Source organism: Mangrovibacter yixingensis (assembly GCF_020523985.1).
In the GTDB taxonomy this organism is placed as follows: domain Bacteria; phylum Pseudomonadota; class Gammaproteobacteria; order Enterobacterales; family Enterobacteriaceae; genus Mangrovibacter; species Mangrovibacter yixingensis.
Map to the genome: position 1 here is coordinate 553,737 of NZ_JAIVKM010000001.1, position 18,158 is coordinate 571,894.

An 18,158-nucleotide genomic window follows, 5' to 3' on the forward strand; every position below is an offset into this window, starting at 1 on the left:
GTTATTGATCCTCTCCGGCAGCGTGTTGGGCAGGGGAGTCAGTTGGTAGGGCGGTATTGTTATCGCCGAGCATAATATGATCGAGGATTTGCCGAACGACAGTACCAACTGCCGGGCCTGCGCCGCCGTTTTCCAGAATAATAGAAACCGCGACGCGTGGATTATCATAAGGTGCAAACGCGGTCATCAGTTTATGGTCACGCAAGCGTTCAGAAATTTTGTGGGCGTTATAGGTCTCGTTGGCTTTCAGGCCAAAGACCTGTGCAGTCCCTGATTTTGCGGCGATTTTATAAGGGGCACCCGCGAAATAACGGTGTGCGGTACCGTTAGGCCGGTTTGCTACACCATACATTCCGTCTTTGGCGATTTCCCAAAAACCTGAGTGAATATCGCCAATGTGCCCATCTTCTTTTTGGCTCCAGGGGACTTTCTTACCATCTACGACAGTATCCATCAGCAAATGCGGCGTTTTAATGACCCCATTGTTAATCAGTGTCATCAGCGCTTTGTTCATCTGTATTGGTGTGGCTGTCCAGTAGCCCTGGCCAATCCCTACCGGGATGGTATCTCCCTGGTACCAGGGTTTTTTGAACCGTTTGAATTTCCATTCGCGGGTTGGCATGTTGCCTGAGCGTTCTTCCGCCAGGTCAATACCCGTCAGGTGGCCGTAACCAAATTTACCCATCCATTCAGACAGGCGATCGATCCCCATATCATAGGCCACCTGGTAGAAGAAGGTATCGGCAGATTCTTCGAGCGCCTTGGTAACGTTAAGATGCCCGTGCCCCCATTTTTTCCAGTCGCGATAGCGTTTTTCGGAACCTGGAAGTTGCCACCATCCTGGGTCAAACAAGCTGGTGCTGTGGGTAATGACCCCGGCTGTCAGAGCAGATACAGCAACATAAGGTTTGACAGTGGATGCCGGTGGGTAGATTCCCTGTGTCGCACGGTTAACGAGAGGCGTGTCCGGGTCGTGCAACAGGGCAGAATAATCTTTAGATGAAATCCCATCGACAAACAGGTTCGGGTTATAGCTTGGCATCGAAACCAGAGCCAAAATGGCCCCTGTACGCGGGTCTGTCACAATGGTTGCGGCCCGGCTGCCTGCCAGCAGTGTTTCAATATAACTTTGCAACTGGAAGTCGAGCGTCAGGTAAATATCGTGGCCTGCCTGAGGCGGTACTTCTTTTAACTGGCGAATGACACGCCCACGGTTATTGACTTCGACTTCTTCATAACCGGTTTGGCCATGGAGCAAGTCTTCATAGTAGCGTTCAATGCCTAATTTGCCGATATCGTGGGTCGCAGCATAGTTTGCCAGTTTTCCGGCTTTATCCAGGCGGTCAACATCCCGGTCGTTGATTTTGGAGACATAACCAATGACATGAGTCAGGGCGGAACCATAGGGATAGTAGCGGCGTTTGTAGCCTTTTACTTCAACACCCGGAAAGCGATACTGGTTGACTGCAAAGCGAGCAACCTGTTCTTCGTTCAGGTTTACTTTTACGGGAATGGATGTGAATCGGTGTGAGCGTGCACGTTCTTTCTTGAAGTTGGCGATATCATCGTCAGTCAGGTTGACTACCGGGCGCAATGCATCCAGTGTACCCTGCACACTGTCCACTTTTTCAGGCATCATCTCTAATTGGTAAATGGTACGGTTGAGCGCCAGTGGCGTACCGTTCCTGTCATAGATAATGCCGCGTGTCGGTGCGATGGGAACCAGCTTGATACGGTTTTCGTTCGAGCGGGTTTGGTAGTCATCATGCCGGACGATTTGCAGATTATAGAGGTTGGCTATCAGCACCCCTGTCAGCGCCAGAATACCAACAAAGGCAACTAATGCCCTGCGCACAAAAAGCGCGGACTCAGCCGTATAATCGCGAAAAGAATCCTGTAATTTCATCCGCTGCTTAATCTACCTGGTGCATTACTCACGATGATAGGGATGATTCGTGGTTATACTCCACGCCCTGTACAAACTCTCCGCGACTAACACGCGCACCAGTGGGTGCGGCAGTGTCAGGGTGGAAAGAGACCAACTTTGTTCTGCTGCTGCTTTACATGCAGGAGAAAGACCTTCTGGGCCGCCAATTAATAAGCTGACATCTCGCCCATCCTGCTTCCAGCGTTCAAGTTGCTCAGCCAGTTGTGGTGTATCCCAGGGTTTTCCAGGGATATCCAGAGTGACGATTCGGTTACCTTTTCCGGCAGCAGCCAGCATGGCTTCGCCTTCTTTCTCGAGAATACGTTTAATATCCGCATTCTTACCTCGCTTGCCCGCTGGTACTTCAACCAATTCGAAAGGCATATCCTTAGGAAAGCGACGCAGGTATTCACTAAAACCGGTTTGCACCCAGTCGGGCATTTTGGTCCCGACGGCAACTAACTGAAGCTTCACACTTAACTCCAGAGTTTTTCCAGTTCATACAGGTGACGGCTTTCTTCCTGCATAACGTGCACAATCACATCGCCCAGGTCTACGACAACCCAGTCAGCACCGTTCTCACCTTCCACTCCCAGTGGCTGCAGCCCTGCCTGACGCGAAGACTGAACAACATGATCGGCAATGGAGATGACATGGCGGCTGGATGTACCGGTACAAATAATCATACAGTCAGTGATACTGGATTTGCCTTTAACATCAATGGCAATAATGTCCTGACCTTTCAGATCATCAATTTTGTCGACAATAAAGTCCTGGAGTGCTTTACCCTGCAAGTGTTCCCCCTGGTGGATTAACAATAGGTGATAGTGCCTGCATGATACCACACTGATGGCTCAGGCCTGACTGGCCGGCCAGCAGCATTACGCCAGGCGAGCTATCTTCCCACTGGCCGGGCTGGAATGCATCGCCATTTTTGTAAAACAATTTTGAAATGGCGGTGCAGGCAATTCTGGCTGCGGAGAATAACAGGCTGACAAGGGGTGTCAATGCCAGAATTGGCCCATAAGCCGTGGTACGGCGGGAGGGTTAATCATTATGCGTACTATTTCCATGGTTATTGAGATAGCGCAGGGTTGCATAATCGCCTTTCAGGTCGATACGGCTCCATGCTCCCTGTTCGATTGCAAAGTGCCACATAGCGGCGGGGGGCATATTCAGTAGTTGTGCCAGCAACATGCTAATTACCCCCTGATGGCTGACCAGAAGCAGGTTATCAGCCTGTAATGAACGTGCCGCCTGGGCAAGTTTTGCAACACGTTCAGTAAACATGGCAAAACTTTCCCCTTCCGGCGGAGTGACATGCTGCCAGTCGGCACACCAGGCCTGGTACTGTTTATCGTGTTCAATCAGCGTACTATGGTGCTGCATTTCCCAGGCACCAAAATCCATTTCGTTGAGTAGAGCGCTGGTGCGTGGTTGTGGGTGATGCGGTTGCAGGAGCAGTTGTGTTGTGTGGCGAGCACGTTCTCGTTCGCTCATCAGCACATGGTCGAAGGGCACATTGCGTAGCAGGTTGGCAACAACACATGCCTGCCCAATGCCGGTTGGCGTTAGTGGAGACTCACTTTTACCACAGAAAAGCTGCCGGGTATTTGCTTCAGTTTGCCCGTGCCGTACCAGCCATAAACGCATGTTCCTCTCCTGCAATGATTGCGGTCCAGACCGCATTATCTAATAGCGCGCAAGTTTCCGCTATGATAACGCTTTCAATAAAAGGAAAAATTATGTCCCGTTTCACGAGCCAGCATGGTGGAAATAGACGCGAAGTTGCGCAGTATTTAGGGATTGATGAGAGTGCGCTGTTGGATTTCAGTGCCAACATTAACCCTCTTGGGATGCCGTTGGGTTTACGACATCGGCTGGCGGAATCACTGGATAAACTGGAGCAGTATCCGGATGTCGACTATCAATCACTACACCAGGCGCTGGCTGCTTATCACTCAGTACCGCCAGGCTGGGTACAGGCTGGTAACGGGGAAACTGAGTTGATTTTTGACCTGGTGAAAACGTTGGAGCCAAAACAGGCTTTAGTGGTGTCTCCTGGGTTTGCAGAGTATCAACGGGCACTGGCTCTGGTTGGGTGCCAGGTGCATACCTGGTGGTTGCAGGAAAGCAGCGGTTGGCAGCTTGATGACGGTATTCTTGGTGCGTTAACACCTGAACTGGATTGTGTGTTTTTGTGTACGCCAAATAACCCCACGGGGTTACTGCCGGACTGGCCATTGCTGGAACGTATTGCCAGGGTATGCGCGGAAAATCATATTTGGTTAATTGTTGATGAAGCGTTTCTTGATTTTGTCCCGCAACAGCCTGGGTTTATACCTGTTCTGGGGAGTATGCCGTGGGTATGGGTGTTGCGTTCAATGACGAAATTTTATGCGATTCCTGGGCTGCGTCTGGGGTATGCATTGAGTAGCAACGCTGCATCGATGGCCTCGCTACGGGAAAAACGCGCTCCCTGGAGTATTAATACTCTGGCTGCTATTGCTGGTGAGCAGGTGTTGCACGAAACGGATTATCAACAAGAAACATGGCAGTGGGTGCGCGCAGAGAATCAGTGGTTACATCAGGCAATAAGTGCTGTGCCCGGCCTTCATTCCTGGGAACCACAGGCGAACTATTTATTTTTCCGCTGTGATGTACCTGACCTGGATTTACAGTGGGCGCTATTGGAACAGGCCGGTATTTTGATTCGATCATGTGCCAACTACCCAGGGCTCGATGCGCGCTACTACCGTGTTGCAGTGAAGTCACGCGCAGCGAACCAGTCATTGCTGGATGCGTTACATCTGGTGATGTCAGCTTTGGTATAAATGCTCGCGGCGGATGTAGCCCAGCACGCTGTCTGGTAATAAGTCATCACACGGGGTGTTGTTAGCCAAACGGGTACGAATGTCCGTTGCCGAGATTGCATACTCTGGGGTATCGGCAAGGAAAATTGAGCCACCAGGTGCCTGGTGGAGCTGGCTGGCCTCGGTTACCAGGTTATCTTCCAGCCATTGCTGGCGGCCTGGCTCAGGCAGGGTTAATGGGTAACCTGGGCGTCTGCATACTAATAAATGGCATAACGACAGAATTTTTTCGTGCTGGTACCACTTGTGGAGCGTTAACAGGGAATCCTGGCCAATAATAAAAGCGAGTGGTTGCTCCGGGCCATATTCACGTCGAAAGGTTTCCAGTGTGGCAACCGTCCAGGAGGGTGTGTCCCGCTCCAGCTCACGGCAATCCACAGTAAACAGTGGGTTATCTGCTACTGCCAGTTTCACCATGGTTTTACGCTGTTCACTACTTGCTTCGGGTTGTGGGCGGTGTGGCGGCACATTGTTGGGCAGGACGATGACCTGTTTAAGTTGTGCCGCTTTTGCCATGGCAATAACAGACTTGATGTGCCCGTAGTGCACCGGGTCAAAAGTGCCGCCATAGAGCGCTATGAGTTCAGGGAAAGAGTCAGCCATGAATAAAAGTATCGGGTAGTGCGCCGTGGCAGAGTAAAAGTGATAGCGCCGCGAGTGATGGCCAAATATCCTGACCAAAATCCTGTTTAAGAGTCAGCTCGGTCTGGCTTAATAACTTCACAGCCTGAAACAGTTGTTCAGACTGTAGACGGTTCAATGCCTCAGTCAGCAAGCCCCTACGGTTTTGCCAAACACGATGCTGGTCGAACAAGGTACGCAGTGGTATCTGGGGGGACTGGCGCTTCAGGTTTACCATCAGCAGCAGTTCACGCTGAATAGTGCGCACCAGTATGACGGGTTCGTCACCTTCGCGCTGGAGTTGGTTCAGAATATGTAACGCGCGTTTGCTTTTACCTGCCAACAATGCATCAACCCAGTGCCAGGGCGTAAAGTGGGCGGCATCATTGACGGCCTGTTCAACGCGGGGTAGCGTCAGTTTGCCATCTGGCCAGAGCAGAGCCAGCCGGTCAAGTGCCTGCGCCAGAGCCAGTAAGTTACCTTCATAACAATAGCAGAGTAACTGGTTGGCGGCTTTATCCAGGGAGAGCTTCATCTGTTTGGCGCGTGCATCAAGCCAGCGGGGGAGTTGAGCTTGTTCTGGTGTCTGGCAGGTGACTTGAGCTGCCTGTGCATTTACTGCTGTAAACCAGGCTGCATTTTCCTGTGCTTTGGTGAGCTTATTCCCACGAATTATCAGTAATAAATCTTCATGTAACAGGCTAACCAGAGTTTCCAGTTGCGCATTGATAGCTGCGTTTGGGCCATTCTCCGGTAATTGTAAAACCAAAGACTGGCGGCTGGAAAACAGGCTCAGAGACTGGCAACGTGTGAACAAGTCCTGCCAGTCTGTAGATGCGTCGATTTGCGCACTGTAGTGTTCTTCGAAGCCCTGGGTTTTGGCTGCATTCAGAATAGCCTGCTGGCATTCCTGCAACAGCAAAGGATCATTGCCCGCTAATAACCAAACAGTACGCAGCCCATCATTGAGCTGCGTACTGAGTTGTTCTGGATACAACTTAACCATTATTGAGCGGTAGCTGGCGTCAACGTGGACGACGGGCTGGGGGATGTTACAGCGGAGGGTTGAGTCGCTGTCGAGTTGCTGGTTTCGCTGTTTCTCTCTTGGTCCTTCGTCTGTACCGACATCAGTTTACGCACCAGTTGCTCTGCAGCTTTGTCGTACATTTCCTTCACGATAAGATCCTGCTCTGCGCTTTTTGCCAGTGCAGTGAGGGGGTTATCGAAGAATGAACGGAACACCTTGGTTGAAATGGGGTAAATACCATGCCCAGGGATCAATACAGTTGCGTTCACTGTCATTACCATCTGGTATTCCGCAGTTTGCCCATTCTGAAAAATTGACGCGGTGTCTTTGTGTATTGCCGCACCACCCAGACGCAAGGAAGGGATGTCCTGGCGAACAGAAGAGGCTTCCACAATTGTCACGTTATTAAGACGCAACTGGTTGCGTACCGCACGTCCCAACGGGCCATTCGGGTCACTTGAATTCAGAATCAACGTTTGCATGCTGGTTGGCACCGCGGAAGTACCCCGCAGGTGCCAGCCACACCCGGCGGTGACCAGCACCGCCATACTTAAGAATATAGTGAGCAAATATCTCACACGTCCTCCTGCGTTTAACCAACAACCAGGTTCAGCAATTTACCCGGCACGTAGATAACCTTGCGGATGGTTACCCCTTCAAGGTATTTCGCGACCAGGTGTTCCTGAGCAGCACTAGCCTGAACCTGTTCCTGGTTTGCATCTGCCGGAACGGTGATTTTGCCGCGGACTTTGCCATTAACCTGAACGACAACCAGGCGGGTATCTTCAACCATGGCTTGCTCATCAGCAACTGGCCAGGCCGCGTTATCGATATCACCTTCACAACCCAGTGCCTGCCACATGTTGAAGCAAATATGCGGCGTAAACGGATAAAGCATACGAACAACCGCAATCAGAGCTTCCTGCATCAAAGCACGGTCCTGCTCAGTTTCCTGTGCAGCGCGACCCAGGCGGTTCATCAGTTCCATAATGGCCGCAATTGCGGTATTAAAGGTCTGACGGCGGCCAATGTCATCGGTCACTTTAGCAATGGTTTTGTGCAATTCACGGCGCAGCACCTTCTGGTCTTCTGACAATGAAGCTACATCCAAAGCAGTAACAGCACCTTTTTCGGTATGCTCAAATACCAGTTTCCAGACACGCTTCAGGAAGCGGTTTGCCCCTTCAACACCAGATTCTTGCCATTCCAGCGTCATTTCTGCCGGGGAAGCAAACATCATGAACAGGCGCACGGTGTCGGCACCATAACGTTCAACCATGACTTGCGGGTCGATACCGTTGTTTTTGGACTTGGACATTTTGCTCATGCCCGCGTAAACCAGTTCATGGCCTGCGCTGTCAGTCGCTTTAACGATACGCCCTTTTTCGTCACGTTCAGTAATGGCATCAACAGGTGATACCCAGTTACGTTCACCATTTGCACCGGTGTAGTAGAAGGCATCAGCCAGTACCATTCCCTGACACAGCAGTTGTTTGGCTGGTTCATCGGAGGTGACCATACCTGCATCGCGCAGCAGTTTGTGGAAGAAGCGGAAGTAGAGCAGGTGCATGATGGCGTGTTCAATACCACCTACATACAGGTCAACCGGCAGCCAGTAGTTTGCTGCTTTTTCGTCCAGCATACCTTTGTCGTATTGTGCACAGGTATAACGGGCGTAATACCATGAGGATTCCATAAAGGTATCAAAGGTATCGGTTTCACGCAGTGCAGGCTGGCCGTTTACCGTCGTTTTCGCCCATTCAGGGTCGGCTTTAATCGGGCTGGTGATACCATCCATTACCACGTCTTCTGGCAGAATAACTGGCAACTGGTCTTCTGGAGTTGGAATCACTGTGCCGTCTTCCAGTGTTACCATTGGAATTGGCGCGCCCCAGTAACGCTGGCGGGAAACCCCCCAGTCACGCAGGCGGTAGTTAACTTTACGCTCACCAACCCCTTTTGCAGCCAGGCTGTCGGCGATGGCGTTAAAGGCCGCTGGGAAGTCCAGACCATCAAATTCACCGGAGTTAAACAGTACGCCTTTTTCGGTGTGTGCTGCAGTGCTCAGGTCAGGTGCATTACCTTCGGCATCCAGAATGACAGGTTTGATTGCCAGTTGGTATTTGCTGGCAAATTCCCAGTCACGCTGATCGTGCCCCGGTACTGCCATTACTGCACCAGTGCCGTATTCCATCAGGACAAAGTTAGCAATCCATACCGGAACAGCTTCGCCTGTCAGCGGATGGATGGCGTTAATGCCTGTTGCGATGCCTTTTTTCTCCATGGTCGCCATGTCGGCTTCGGCAACTTTGGTATTACGGCATTCGTCAATAAAGGTAGTAATTTCTGCGTTACCTTGCGCTGCCTGTTGTGCCAGCGGGTGGCCAGCTGCTACGGCAAGATAAGTGACACCCATAAAGGTATCCGGACGGGTGGTGTAGACGGTCAGCTTTTGGTCGCTGTTTTCAACGTCAAAGGTAATTTCCACACCTTCTGAACGCCCAATCCAGTTACGTTGCATGGTTTTAACGGTATCTGGCCAGTGATCCAGTTTATCCAGGTCGTTAAGCAACTCTTCTGCATAGTCGGTGATTTTAATAAACCATTGCGGAATTTCTTTACGCTCAACTTTGGTGTCACAACGCCAGCAGCAACCATCAATAACTTGTTCGTTAGCCAGTACGGTTTGGTCGTTCGGGCACCAGTTAACTGCTGAGGTTTTTTTGTAAACCAGGCCTTTTTTATACAGTTGGGTGAAGAACTGCTGTTCCCAACGGTAATATTCCGGTTTGCAGGTGGCCAGTTCACGGCTCCAGTCATAACCAAAACCCAGCGTCTTAAGCTGGTTTTTCATGTATTCGATGTTGTCGTAAGTCCAGGGTGCCGGTGCTGTGTTGTTTTTAACCGCAGCACCTTCGGCGGGCAGACCAAATGCATCCCAGCCAATGGGCTGAAGGACGTTTTTACCCAGCATGCGCTGATAACGGGCAACCACATCACCAATGGTGTAGTTGCGCACGTGACCCATGTGTAGTCGACCAGAAGGATAAGGAAGCATCGACAGGCAGTAATACTTCTCTTTGCTCTCGTCTTCAGTTACTTCGAATGTACGCTTCTCTTGCCAGTGAAGCTGAACGTTGGATTCTATCTCTTCCGGGCGGTATTGCTCTTGCATGGCTGCGAGTGGTCCTGTGCTATAGAAAGCTACAAATGTAGCCTGTGTGTGTTTTTTCAGATCGGCATAGCATAGCCGATTAGGGCGCGGCAAAACAGCACTTCCATGCCCCTAAGAATGATTTCCTGCTCCATTGCCTGTGTGAAATATTTGGTGCGGTTGCGAGGTGGTAAACATAGATGAGGCGGAATAACGTCTATTATTAGAAGACGTTAAGTCCAGGAGACAGGCGCCATGAATAAAGTTGCGCAATACTACCGTGAACTTGTTTCGTCCTTGAGTGAGCGATTACGTAATGGGGAGCGCGATATTGACGCGCTGGTGGCGAGCGCCCGTCGCCATATGAGTGAGACTGGGACACTCACGCGTACAGAAATGGATGAACTGGTGCGCGCGGTACGCCGTGATTTAGAAGAGTTCGCGCTGAGCTATCAGGAGAGCCAGCAAGAAGTGAGCGAAAGTGTTTTTATGCGTGTGATTAAAGAGAGTTTATGGCAAGAACTCGTGGATATTACCGATAAAACGCAACTGGAATGGCATGATGTTTTTGAAGATTTAACCCGCCACGGCGTGTACCACAGTGGTGAGGTTGTTGGTCTGGGTAATCTGGTATGCGAACACTGCCATTATCACCTGGCGGTGTATACCCCGGATATATTGCCCCGTTGCCCGAAATGCGGGCATAACCAGTTCCATCGCCAGCCATTTAATCCCTGAGGCTGATGACAAACCTCATGCCTGCACAATGCCAGAGGATGTGACCCAATAAAAAAACAGGAAAATCAATTCATTGATTTTCGCCCGCTTCATCAATCTGAGGCTGAAAGGGGAAACCTTTCAGCCTGCGTCTTTATTGTGTGGGCTGGGATAAATTAGTGAATAATTTTAGCCAGGAAGTCTTTTGCACGTTCGGATTGAGGATTGGCAAAGAACGCTTCTTTGGGCGAATCTTCAACAATTTTCCCTTCATCCATAAAGATAACCCGGGTTGCCACTTTACGGGCAAAGCCCATTTCGTGAGTCACCACCATCATCGTCATACCTTCTTTCGCCAGCTCAACCATAACATCCAGCACTTCGTTGATCATCTCTGGATCCAGTGCGGAAGTTGGTTCGTCAAACAGCATGGCTACAGGATCCATACACAATGCACGGGCGATAGCCACACGTTGTTGCTGACCACCTGATAACTGTGCCGGATATTTGTTGGCGTGGGCAGACAAACCAACACGTTCTAACAGTTTCAGGCCCTTTTCCCGTGCGGCAGCTTTATCGCGCTTGAGCACTTTCACCTGCGCCAGTGTCAGGTTATCGATAATCGACAGGTGCGGAAATAATTCAAAGTGTTGGAAAACCATACCAACATGGGAGCGTAACTGCGCCAGGTTGGTTTTTTTGTCATTCACTTTGGTGCCATTGACAACGATTTCACCTTGCTGAACAGGTTCGAGGCCATTCACGGTTTTAATCAGAGTGGATTTACCTGAGCCTGAAGGGCCGCAGACCACCACAACTTCACCTTTTTGCACTTCAGTCGAACAATCGGTCAGTACCTGAAAGTGGCCGTACCATTTAGAAATATTTTTCAGGGAGATCATCACACAGTCCTTTTCTTCAACCAGCCGACCAACAAGGAGGCACTGAGACTTATTACAAAATAGACCGCACCGGCAAACAGCACCATTTCAACCTGGGTGCCGTCACGTTCTCCAATAGTGGATGCGGTGCGGAAAAAATCAGACAGACTAAGCACATACACCAGCGATGTATCCTGGAACAGGACAATGCCTTGTGTCAGTAGCAAAGGCACCATGGCACGGAATGCCTGCGGCAGAATAACTAATTGCATGGTCTGCCATTGCGTCATTCCCAGCGCCAGTGATGCACTGGATTGGCCGCGGGAAATGCTCTGAATCCCGGCGCGGATAATCTCTGAATAATAGGCGGCCTCGAACATGGAAAACGCCACTAATGCTGAGACCAGGCGGATATCAGTTTTAGGTGATAAACCCAAGACTTGTTGTAGGAAACCTGGAACAATCAGGTAAAACCACAGCAACACCATAACCAGCGGAATTGAGCGAAACACGTTGACATAGGTTTTGGCAAACCAGGCGATGGGTTTAAAGGAGGACAGGCGCATTACTGCCAGCATAGTCCCCCACACAATCCCGACAATAATCGCAGTCAGGGTGATTTTGAAGGTCAAAATCATGCCATCTGCTAAAAAAGGCAGGGAAGGTGGAATAGAACTCCAGTCAAATTCGTACATTATTTGCTCCCCATATTACCCGGCAAACGCACTTTGCGTTCCACAATGTTCATCACCAGCATAATGACGGCATTGATGAGCACATAGGCCAGCGTGATGGCGGTGAAGGACTCCCATGCATGAGCGGAATAGTCCAGCAGTTTTCCTGCCTGTGCTGCCATGTCCATCAGGCCAATGGTGGATGCGATAGCTGAGTTTTTAACCAGGTTCATCATTTCTGATGTCATTGGTGGAACAATAACGCGGTAAGCATTGGGTAGCAGGACATAACGGTAGGTTTGCGGCAAGGTCAGGCCCATTGCCAGCCCGGCGTTCTTTTGCCCGCGGGGTAAAGACTGAATTGCTGCTCTGACTTGCTCGCAAACACGAGCGGCAGTAAACAGACCCAGGCATAGCATGGACGAGACGAAGAACTGGATATTCGGATCCAGTTCGGCCTTGAACCACATGCCGATGTTTTCCGGTAGCAATTCCGGTACGACCAGGTACCAGGTAAAGAATTGCACAATGAGTGGCACATTACGGAATAACTCAACATAGCAGGTACCAATGGCTGAAATGCCACGATGAGGTACGGTGCGTAAGATCCCGAAGAATGAACCGACAAGAAAAGCGATTATCCAGGCGCAAATTGATAACGCGATGGTGACCTGAAAACCACTCCATAACCAGCCCAGATAGGTGGTGTTCCCGAAAGGGGCAGGCTGAAAAAAGATTCCCCAGTCCCAGTTTATAGACATATTTCAACTCCGAAAAAAATGAGGGTAGCATTGCTACCCCCCAAGATTGATGAGAGACCTTATTCACGCCCGATGGGGAACGACCATCCGGCGCATAGTCTGTCCTGGTCCCTGTTGTCAATCGTAAGGGCAGGTTTTCCCGCCCATCTGTTTTTTAATTAGTTTAATGCTTTATCATTTGGGGTTTTGAACAGCGCTTTCATGTCGTCAGACAGTTCGAAGTTCATGTTGAGGTTTTTTGGCGGAATTGGGTTGCGGAACCACTTCTCAAACCATTTTGCTGCTTCACCAGACGTTTCTGCTTTGGCGATGGTGTCATCCATCAGCGTTTTAAACTCTGGGTCGTTTTTACGCAGCATACAGCCGTAAGCTTCTTTAGATTGCGGAGTCCCTACAATCACCCAGTCACCTGGTTTTTTGGCTTTGGCGCGTTCGCCTGCCAGCAACGCATCATCCATCATAAAGGCAACGGCACGGCCGCTTTCCAACGTACGGAAGGAGTCGCCATGGTCTTTAGCGCTGATAATGCGCATACCAAGGTGTTTCTCATCGTTCAGTTTATGCAGCAGCACTTCTGAAGTTGTACCGGAAGTAACAACGACATTTTTCCCTTTCAGGTCATCAAATCCTTTGATGGAACTGCCTTTTTTAACCAGCAAACGGGTGCCGATAACAAAGATAGTGTCGGAGAATGCCACTTGTTTCTGGCGTTCGAGGTTGTTTGTGGTGGAACCACATTCAAAATCGAAAGTACCGTTTTGCAGCAATGGAATACGGTTTTGAGAAGTGATCGGAATCATCTTCACGGTCAGGTTCGGCATGTTGAGCTTGGTTTTGATGGCATCAACAATGGCGTTAGAAAAATCCTGTGAGTAGCCCACCACTTTCTGTTCATTGTTGTAGTAGGAGAATGGTACGGAAGATTCACGATGACCAACCACAACCACACCGCTACTTTTGATTTTGTCCAGTGTGCTCTGAGGTGCATCTGCTGCATGCGCCACACCAGCGCAAATACCCGCGGCTAACAGTGCTGTGGCCAGTTTTGCTAATTGCATATCCAACTCCTTTATTGCAGCCCGTGGTGTAATCACCCGGGCCATTGTCGTGAGTTTGTAGTTGTGTTGTTAAAATTAGTATGGAAATACATTCAATTTATTAACATTCAATCCAGGCGAATGTAAACAAATTGCGTAATGCGTATGTATTTTTTGCGATACACCACGCACCAAATAGAGGCAAAAAGATGCCATTGCACCCTCGTGGTGCTGGCTGGGAACCCTGATGGTGCAACCAGACATTAATATTTACTGCTATAGCAGCAAACAGTTGTTACCTCTAGAAATGTCTAAGCAAAGGTCGTGCCAGAAAGGAAAGTAAAGGTAACAGCAGCATAACAAACGGATAAAAAAATGGCGCAGAGCGATGCCTGCGCCGGGAAGAGATTAGCGTTTACGGCGCCCCAGGCTCCAAACCAGTACCGCGAAACCAGCCAACAAAGAGAGCAGCCATACACTCCAGTTGCCGAACCGTGCATAAGGTGTCAGGCCACGAGTGGGCGTGACGGTGGCATCCAGCACCTGGCGGGTAAACTGCGGGATAATCGCCTGCACATCGCCATCAGGTTTGACTACAGCAGTTACACCATTGTTGGTGCTTCTCAGAAGTGGGCGAGCCAGTTCCAGTGCACGCATCCGGGCCATCTGGAAATGCTGCCATGGGCCAATTGAATGACCAAACCAGGCATCATTTGAGACGGTTAGCAGAAAATCAGTATCCGGGCGGAAGTTGTCGCGCACCTGTTCGCCAAGAATGATTTCATAGCAAATAGCGGTGGTAAGCTTGTAACCATTCGCTTCCAGTGGCTTCTGTTTATAAGGCCCACGGCTGAATGACGACATGGGTAAGTCAAAGAACGGTGCCAGCGGGCGCAAAATGGATTCCAGTGGGACAAACTCCCCAAAGGGAACCAAATGATTCTTGTTATACCTGTCGGTTGAGAAATAGTTATAAGGGTTGCCTTTCCCAAGTGTAATCACTGTATTGTAGGTATCGTAACGGTTTTGTTTATTCAGGCGGGCGTCCACGATACCGGTAATAAGTGCGGTGTTATGTGCCTGATAAGTATCATCTAACTGATGCAAAAATCGTTGCTGGTTAACTTCAAGATCACTGATTGCCGATTCCGGCCAGATAACCAGGCGTGCTTTACCTACCCAGGGTGAACTGAGGTCGACATAGGTTTGCAGGCTGTGCAGCAACTGGCCTTCATCCCACTTCATTGACTGGGGAATATTGCCCTGAACCAGAGCAACATTGACGGCTCGTTCAGGCTGAGCCTGGAACCATGTGATGTAACGCAAGGGCCAGGGCAACACTAATAACACGCACGCTGCGACCAATGAACGCCAGCTTTTTTTTGCAATTGCAAACGCCAGAAACCCTGTGAGCATTACCAGTAAAAAAGTAATGCCTTCCACCCCGGTAATAGGTGCCAGCCCTTTTAGTGGCCCGTCTATCTGGCTGTAGCCAAATTGCAACCATGGGAAACCGGTCAGCACCCATCCGCGCAGAAACTCGGTGACTTGCCAGAGTGCCGGGCTTGCCAGTACCAACCGCCATAATGTAGTGGATGGCAGGAGCCGGCTAAGAAGGCCGCTGAATAGAGCCATAAACAGTGAAAGCCAGGCTGCCAGCAAGATAACCAGGAAGATATTAACCGGGCCAGGCATGCCACCGAATTGAGCAATACTGACGTAAACCCAGTTAACTCCGGTACCAAACAGGCCAAAGCCCCAGGCAAAACCTATGGCAGCACTTTGCCATGGGCGGCGGTTCAGCGTGAGCAAATGCAGGCCAGTGAGCGAAATAATCGCCGCAGGCCAGAAATCATAAGGAGAAAAGGCCAGCGTGCCGCAGGCCCCGAAAAGTAACGCCAGCAGCAGCCGTTGCCACTGGCGAGACAAAAAGGCGAATGCCATCAATTATTCTTCCACTGTAGGCGCCGGAGAGTCATCCGGAATACGGACATGAACCTGAATAATACGGCGGCTGTCAGCCATGGCAACTTTGAACTGGTAACCGTCAATGTCAATCGTTTCGCCACGGGCTGGCAGGTGACCAAATGCCTGCATCACCAGACCACCAATTGTATCGACCTCTTCGTCACTGTATTGCGTGCTGAAGGTGTCGTTGAAATCTTCAATTGAAGCCAGTGCGCGCACGGTCCAGGTGTGGCGACTTAACTGGCGAAAATCGATATCTTCTTCTTCGTCGTACTCGTCTTCAATTTCGCCGACAATCAGCTCGAGGATATCTTCAATAGTTACAAGGCCGGAAACACCGCCAAATTCATCAATAACGATAGCCATGTGGTAACGCTGAGAACGAAACTCTTTGAGCATACGGTCTACACGTTTACTCTCAGGCACAACAACGGCAGGCCGTAACACTTTATCCATGCTAAATGGCTCAGAATCACTGCGCATAAAAGGCAGCAAATCTTTTGCCATCAAAATCCCTTCAATGTGATCTTTGTCTTCACTGATTACCGGAAAACGGGAGTGTGCGGATTCAATAATGACATCCAGACATTCATCAAGAGGTTGATTTCGTTTGAGGGTGACCATTTGTGAGCGGGGAATCATAATATCGCGAACTCGCTGGTCTGCGATGTCCATTACCCCTTCGAGCATATCCCGTGTATCCTGGTCGATAAGCTCATTTTGTTCAGAATCACGAATTAGCGCCAGCAGCTCATCCCGGTTTTTGGGCTCGCCATGGAAAAGCTGGCTGAGGATCAGGGAAAAGAAACCCTTTTTACTGTGAGGCGTGTCGCTACTGTGTGAATTATCGTCGCTCATGGCGGTGATTTTGGGTTCCTGTATCAGTTTAAAAATAACCGGCCCGGAGCAAACTCACCCGGCCGGAAACCATCTTCATTGAAGAATAACAGCAAAACGCCGTTATTCTTTCTCGGAAATGTACGGGTCAGCATAGCCAAGAGCAAGCATTATCTCTGTTTCCAGACTTTCCATCTCTTCAGCTTCATCATCTTCAATGTGATCGTAACCCAGCAAGTGCAGGCAACCATGCACTACCATATGCGCCCAGTGTGCTTCGGTAGTGATTTCCTGCTCTTGTGCTTCACGCTCAACAACCTGGCGGCAAATCACCAGATCGCCCAACAATGGCATTTCAATGCCAGGCGGGGCTTCAAATGGAAAAGAGAGAACATTGGTTGGCCGGTCTTTGCCGCGATAAGTATGATTCAGCTCATGGCTTTCCGCTTCATCAACCAGGCGGACAGTGATTTCCGCCTCTTCCTGAAATTGCAGAATCGCAGCATCAGCCCAGCGCTGGAATGCGGCTTCATCTGGCAGCCCCTGGTTGTTCTCACAGGCTAGCTGGAGATCGACTATCACCTTGCTCATTTATTCTCCTGCAGGCTGTTTTGGGCAGCCAGCGCTTCACGTTTACGCGCTTCGGCAAGTTCTGCTTTGCGTTTCTGGTCGGCTTCTTCCCATGCTTCATAAGCATTCACAATACGGGCAACCACCGGGTGGCGGACCACGTCTTCACTGTGGAAGAAGTTAAAACTAATTTCATCGACCTCAGACAGCACTTCAATCGCATGACGCAGACCAGATTTGGTATTACGTGGTAAGTCTATTTGGGTGACATCCCCGGTAATAACGGCTTTGGAGTTAAAACCGATACGTGTCAGGAACATTTTCATCTGCTCAATGGTGGTGTTCTGGCTTTCATCAAGAATAATGAATGCATCATTGAGGGTACGCCCGCGCATGTAAGCCAGTGGGGCAACTTCAATAACATTGCGCTCCATAAGCTTTTCGACCCGCTCAAAACCAAGCATTTCAAACAGCGCGTCGTACAGCGGACGCAAGTAAGGGTCTACTTTCTGGCTTAAATCACCGGGTAAGAACCCCAGTTTTTCACCCGCTTCCACTGCCGGGCGGGTCAGCAGAATACGGCGAATCTCCTGGCGCTCCAGGGCATCTACCGCAGCAGCGACAGCAAGGTAGGTTTTACCGGTACCGGCAGGGCCAATACCAAAGGTAATATCATGGTCAAGGATATGGGCGATATATTGCGCCTGGTTTGGCGTGCGGGGTTTAATAACACCGCGTTTGGTCTTGATATTAATGGCTTTGCCGTATTCCGGCACACTTTCAGCCGCTTGTTCCAGGACCCGAAATTCTTTAATCGCCAGGTGAATATGCTCCGGGTCAATGTCTTTCGTCTGGCCGCGTACCGGGGCGGTATCAACATACAGGTGGCGCAGAATATCTGCCGCAGCATTGATGACCAGAGTGCCTCCGGTCAGTTTAAAATGGTTGTCACGGCGGTTAATTTCGATACCTAACCGGCGCTCCAGATGTTTGATGTTGTCATCAAACGGGCCACATAAGCTCAACAGCCGTTGATTGTCTGCTGGCTCCAGCGTTAATTCGCGTGTTTCGATATTCAAACTTATCCTCTGGGTCACACAGGGCCTGTTAG

At 50.1% G+C, this 18,158-nt stretch carries 19 protein-coding genes; 2 read left to right on the top strand and 17 right to left on the bottom strand.

Going from position 1 to position 18,158, the window contains the following annotated elements:
- Nucleotide 1 precedes the first annotated feature (1 nt).
- From mrdA to LC084_RS02645, 5 genes are read right to left on the bottom strand one after another with little or no spacing between them, the layout of a single operon-like run.
- Nucleotides 2–1,906, bottom strand: coding sequence for a peptidoglycan DD-transpeptidase MrdA (gene mrdA, locus LC084_RS02625; RefSeq protein WP_226569109.1), 1,905 nt, complete (start codon nt 1,904–1,906; stop codon nt 2–4).
- Between the two features lie 24 nt (nt 1,907–1,930).
- Nucleotides 1,931–2,401 carry a 23S rRNA (pseudouridine(1915)-N(3))-methyltransferase RlmH gene (gene rlmH / locus LC084_RS02630; protein WP_226569111.1) on the bottom strand — a complete coding sequence of 157 codons (471 nt, stop codon included), beginning with the start codon at nt 2,399–2,401 and terminating at the stop codon, nt 1,931–1,933.
- A gap of 2 nt (nt 2,402–2,403) precedes the next feature.
- A complete protein-coding gene (gene rsfS, locus LC084_RS02635; protein WP_226569113.1) occupies nt 2,404–2,721 on the bottom strand; it encodes a ribosome silencing factor in 318 nt (105 codons plus the stop codon).
- Nucleotides 2,711–2,935 (bottom strand): hypothetical protein, encoded by a 225-nt coding sequence (locus tag LC084_RS02640; RefSeq protein WP_226569115.1) that lies wholly within the window; start codon nt 2,933–2,935, stop codon nt 2,711–2,713. Before LC084_RS02640 ends, rsfS begins: the two co-directional genes overlap by 11 nt.
- Nucleotides 2,936–2,974: 39 nt before the next feature.
- Complete coding sequence (locus LC084_RS02645; RefSeq protein WP_226569117.1) at nt 2,975–3,580, bottom strand: adenosylcobalamin/alpha-ribazole phosphatase; 606 nt, start codon at nt 3,578–3,580, stop codon at nt 2,975–2,977.
- A 92-nt stretch (nt 3,581–3,672) separates the two neighbouring features.
- On the opposite strand from LC084_RS02645, the gene cobD reads away from it, so the two are divergent.
- Nucleotides 3,673–4,761 carry a threonine-phosphate decarboxylase CobD gene (cobD, locus tag LC084_RS02650; protein WP_226569119.1) on the top strand — a complete coding sequence of 363 codons (1,089 nt, stop codon included), beginning with the start codon at nt 3,673–3,675 and terminating at the stop codon, nt 4,759–4,761.
- Here the strand turns inward: cobD and nadD are convergent.
- From nadD to leuS, 4 genes are read right to left on the bottom strand one after another with little or no spacing between them, the layout of a single operon-like run.
- Nucleotides 4,747–5,403, bottom strand: coding sequence for a nicotinate-nucleotide adenylyltransferase (nadD, locus tag LC084_RS02655; RefSeq protein ID WP_226569121.1), 657 nt, complete (start codon nt 5,401–5,403; stop codon nt 4,747–4,749). The genes cobD and nadD overlap by 15 nt on opposite strands.
- Nucleotides 5,396–6,427, bottom strand: a complete 1,032-nt coding sequence (gene holA, locus LC084_RS02660) for a DNA polymerase III subunit delta (protein WP_226569123.1) — start codon at nt 6,425–6,427, stop codon at nt 5,396–5,398. The genes nadD and holA overlap by 8 nt, the downstream gene beginning before the upstream one ends.
- Nucleotides 6,427–7,026: an LPS assembly lipoprotein LptE gene (gene lptE / locus LC084_RS02665; protein WP_226569126.1), complete on the bottom strand. Its 600-nt coding sequence runs from the start codon at nt 7,024–7,026 to the stop codon at nt 6,427–6,429. Before lptE ends, holA begins: the two co-directional genes overlap by 1 nt.
- A gap of 14 nt (nt 7,027–7,040) precedes the next feature.
- Nucleotides 7,041–9,623: a leucine--tRNA ligase gene (gene leuS, locus LC084_RS02670; RefSeq protein ID WP_226569128.1), complete on the bottom strand. Its 2,583-nt coding sequence runs from the start codon at nt 9,621–9,623 to the stop codon at nt 7,041–7,043.
- A gap of 234 nt (nt 9,624–9,857) precedes the next feature.
- Between leuS and LC084_RS02675 the strand changes: the two genes are divergently transcribed.
- Nucleotides 9,858–10,340 carry a zinc ribbon-containing protein gene (locus LC084_RS02675; protein WP_226569130.1) on the top strand — a complete coding sequence of 161 codons (483 nt, stop codon included), beginning with the start codon at nt 9,858–9,860 and terminating at the stop codon, nt 10,338–10,340.
- A 155-nt stretch (nt 10,341–10,495) separates the two neighbouring features.
- Here LC084_RS02675 and LC084_RS02680 read toward each other — a convergent pair whose 3' ends face one another.
- The 8 genes from LC084_RS02680 to LC084_RS02715 all read right to left on the bottom strand — a co-directional run bounded on the left by LC084_RS02680 (nt 10,496) and on the right by LC084_RS02715 (nt 18,126).
- Nucleotides 10,496–11,221: an amino acid ABC transporter ATP-binding protein gene (locus LC084_RS02680; protein ID WP_226569132.1), complete on the bottom strand. Its 726-nt coding sequence runs from the start codon at nt 11,219–11,221 to the stop codon at nt 10,496–10,498.
- Nucleotides 11,221–11,895: a glutamate/aspartate ABC transporter permease GltK gene (gene gltK / locus LC084_RS02685; protein ID WP_226569133.1), complete on the bottom strand. Its 675-nt coding sequence runs from the start codon at nt 11,893–11,895 to the stop codon at nt 11,221–11,223. The genes LC084_RS02680 and gltK overlap by 1 nt, the downstream gene beginning before the upstream one ends.
- Nucleotides 11,895–12,635: an amino acid ABC transporter permease gene (locus tag LC084_RS02690; RefSeq protein ID WP_226569135.1), complete on the bottom strand. Its 741-nt coding sequence runs from the start codon at nt 12,633–12,635 to the stop codon at nt 11,895–11,897. The genes gltK and LC084_RS02690 overlap by 1 nt, the downstream gene beginning before the upstream one ends.
- Before the next feature lie 158 nt (nt 12,636–12,793).
- Complete coding sequence (locus tag LC084_RS02695; RefSeq protein ID WP_226569137.1) at nt 12,794–13,693, bottom strand: glutamate/aspartate ABC transporter substrate-binding protein; 900 nt, start codon at nt 13,691–13,693, stop codon at nt 12,794–12,796.
- A 387-nt stretch (nt 13,694–14,080) separates the two neighbouring features.
- Nucleotides 14,081–15,616, bottom strand: coding sequence for an apolipoprotein N-acyltransferase (gene lnt / locus LC084_RS02700; RefSeq protein ID WP_226569139.1), 1,536 nt, complete (start codon nt 15,614–15,616; stop codon nt 14,081–14,083).
- Between the two features lie 3 nt (nt 15,617–15,619).
- Complete coding sequence (gene corC / locus LC084_RS02705; RefSeq protein ID WP_226569141.1) at nt 15,620–16,498, bottom strand: CNNM family magnesium/cobalt transport protein CorC; 879 nt, start codon at nt 16,496–16,498, stop codon at nt 15,620–15,622.
- A gap of 102 nt (nt 16,499–16,600) precedes the next feature.
- On the bottom strand, nt 16,601–17,068 hold the full coding sequence (gene ybeY, locus LC084_RS02710) for an rRNA maturation RNase YbeY (protein WP_036109458.1): 468 nt from the start codon (nt 17,066–17,068) through the stop codon (nt 16,601–16,603).
- A complete protein-coding gene (locus LC084_RS02715; protein WP_226569143.1) occupies nt 17,065–18,126 on the bottom strand; it encodes a PhoH family protein in 1,062 nt (353 codons plus the stop codon). The genes ybeY and LC084_RS02715 overlap by 4 nt, the downstream gene beginning before the upstream one ends.
- Between the last annotated feature and the right edge of the window lie 32 nt (nt 18,127–18,158).

Coding starts and splice junctions, on each gene's coding strand:
- gltK (WP_226569133.1), bottom strand. CDS start 11,895: ATGTACGAATTTGACTGGAGTTCTATTCCACCTTCCCTGCCTTTTTTA.
- cobD (WP_226569119.1), top strand. CDS start 3,673: ATGTCCCGTTTCACGAGCCAGCATGGTGGAAATAGACGCGAAGTTGCG.
- nadD (WP_226569121.1), bottom strand. CDS start 5,403: ATGGCTGACTCTTTCCCTGAACTCATAGCGCTCTATGGCGGCACTTTT.
- LC084_RS02680 (WP_226569132.1), bottom strand. CDS start 11,221: ATGATCTCCCTGAAAAATATTTCTAAATGGTACGGCCACTTTCAGGTA.
- lnt (WP_226569139.1), bottom strand. CDS start 15,616: ATGGCATTCGCCTTTTTGTCTCGCCAGTGGCAACGGCTGCTGCTGGCG.
- LC084_RS02675 (WP_226569130.1), top strand. CDS start 9,858: ATGAATAAAGTTGCGCAATACTACCGTGAACTTGTTTCGTCCTTGAGT.
- LC084_RS02690 (WP_226569135.1), bottom strand. CDS start 12,635: ATGTCTATAAACTGGGACTGGGGAATCTTTTTTCAGCCTGCCCCTTTC.
- LC084_RS02645 (WP_226569117.1), bottom strand. CDS start 3,580: ATGCGTTTATGGCTGGTACGGCACGGGCAAACTGAAGCAAATACCCGG.
- LC084_RS02695 (WP_226569137.1), bottom strand. CDS start 13,693: ATGCAATTAGCAAAACTGGCCACAGCACTGTTAGCCGCGGGTATTTGC.
- corC (WP_226569141.1), bottom strand. CDS start 16,498: ATGAGCGACGATAATTCACACAGTAGCGACACGCCTCACAGTAAAAAG.
- leuS (WP_226569128.1), bottom strand. CDS start 9,623: ATGCAAGAGCAATACCGCCCGGAAGAGATAGAATCCAACGTTCAGCTT.
- holA (WP_226569123.1), bottom strand. CDS start 6,427: ATGGTTAAGTTGTATCCAGAACAACTCAGTACGCAGCTCAATGATGGG.
- mrdA (WP_226569109.1), bottom strand. CDS start 1,906: ATGAAATTACAGGATTCTTTTCGCGATTATACGGCTGAGTCCGCGCTT.
- ybeY (WP_036109458.1), bottom strand. CDS start 17,068: ATGAGCAAGGTGATAGTCGATCTCCAGCTAGCCTGTGAGAACAACCAG.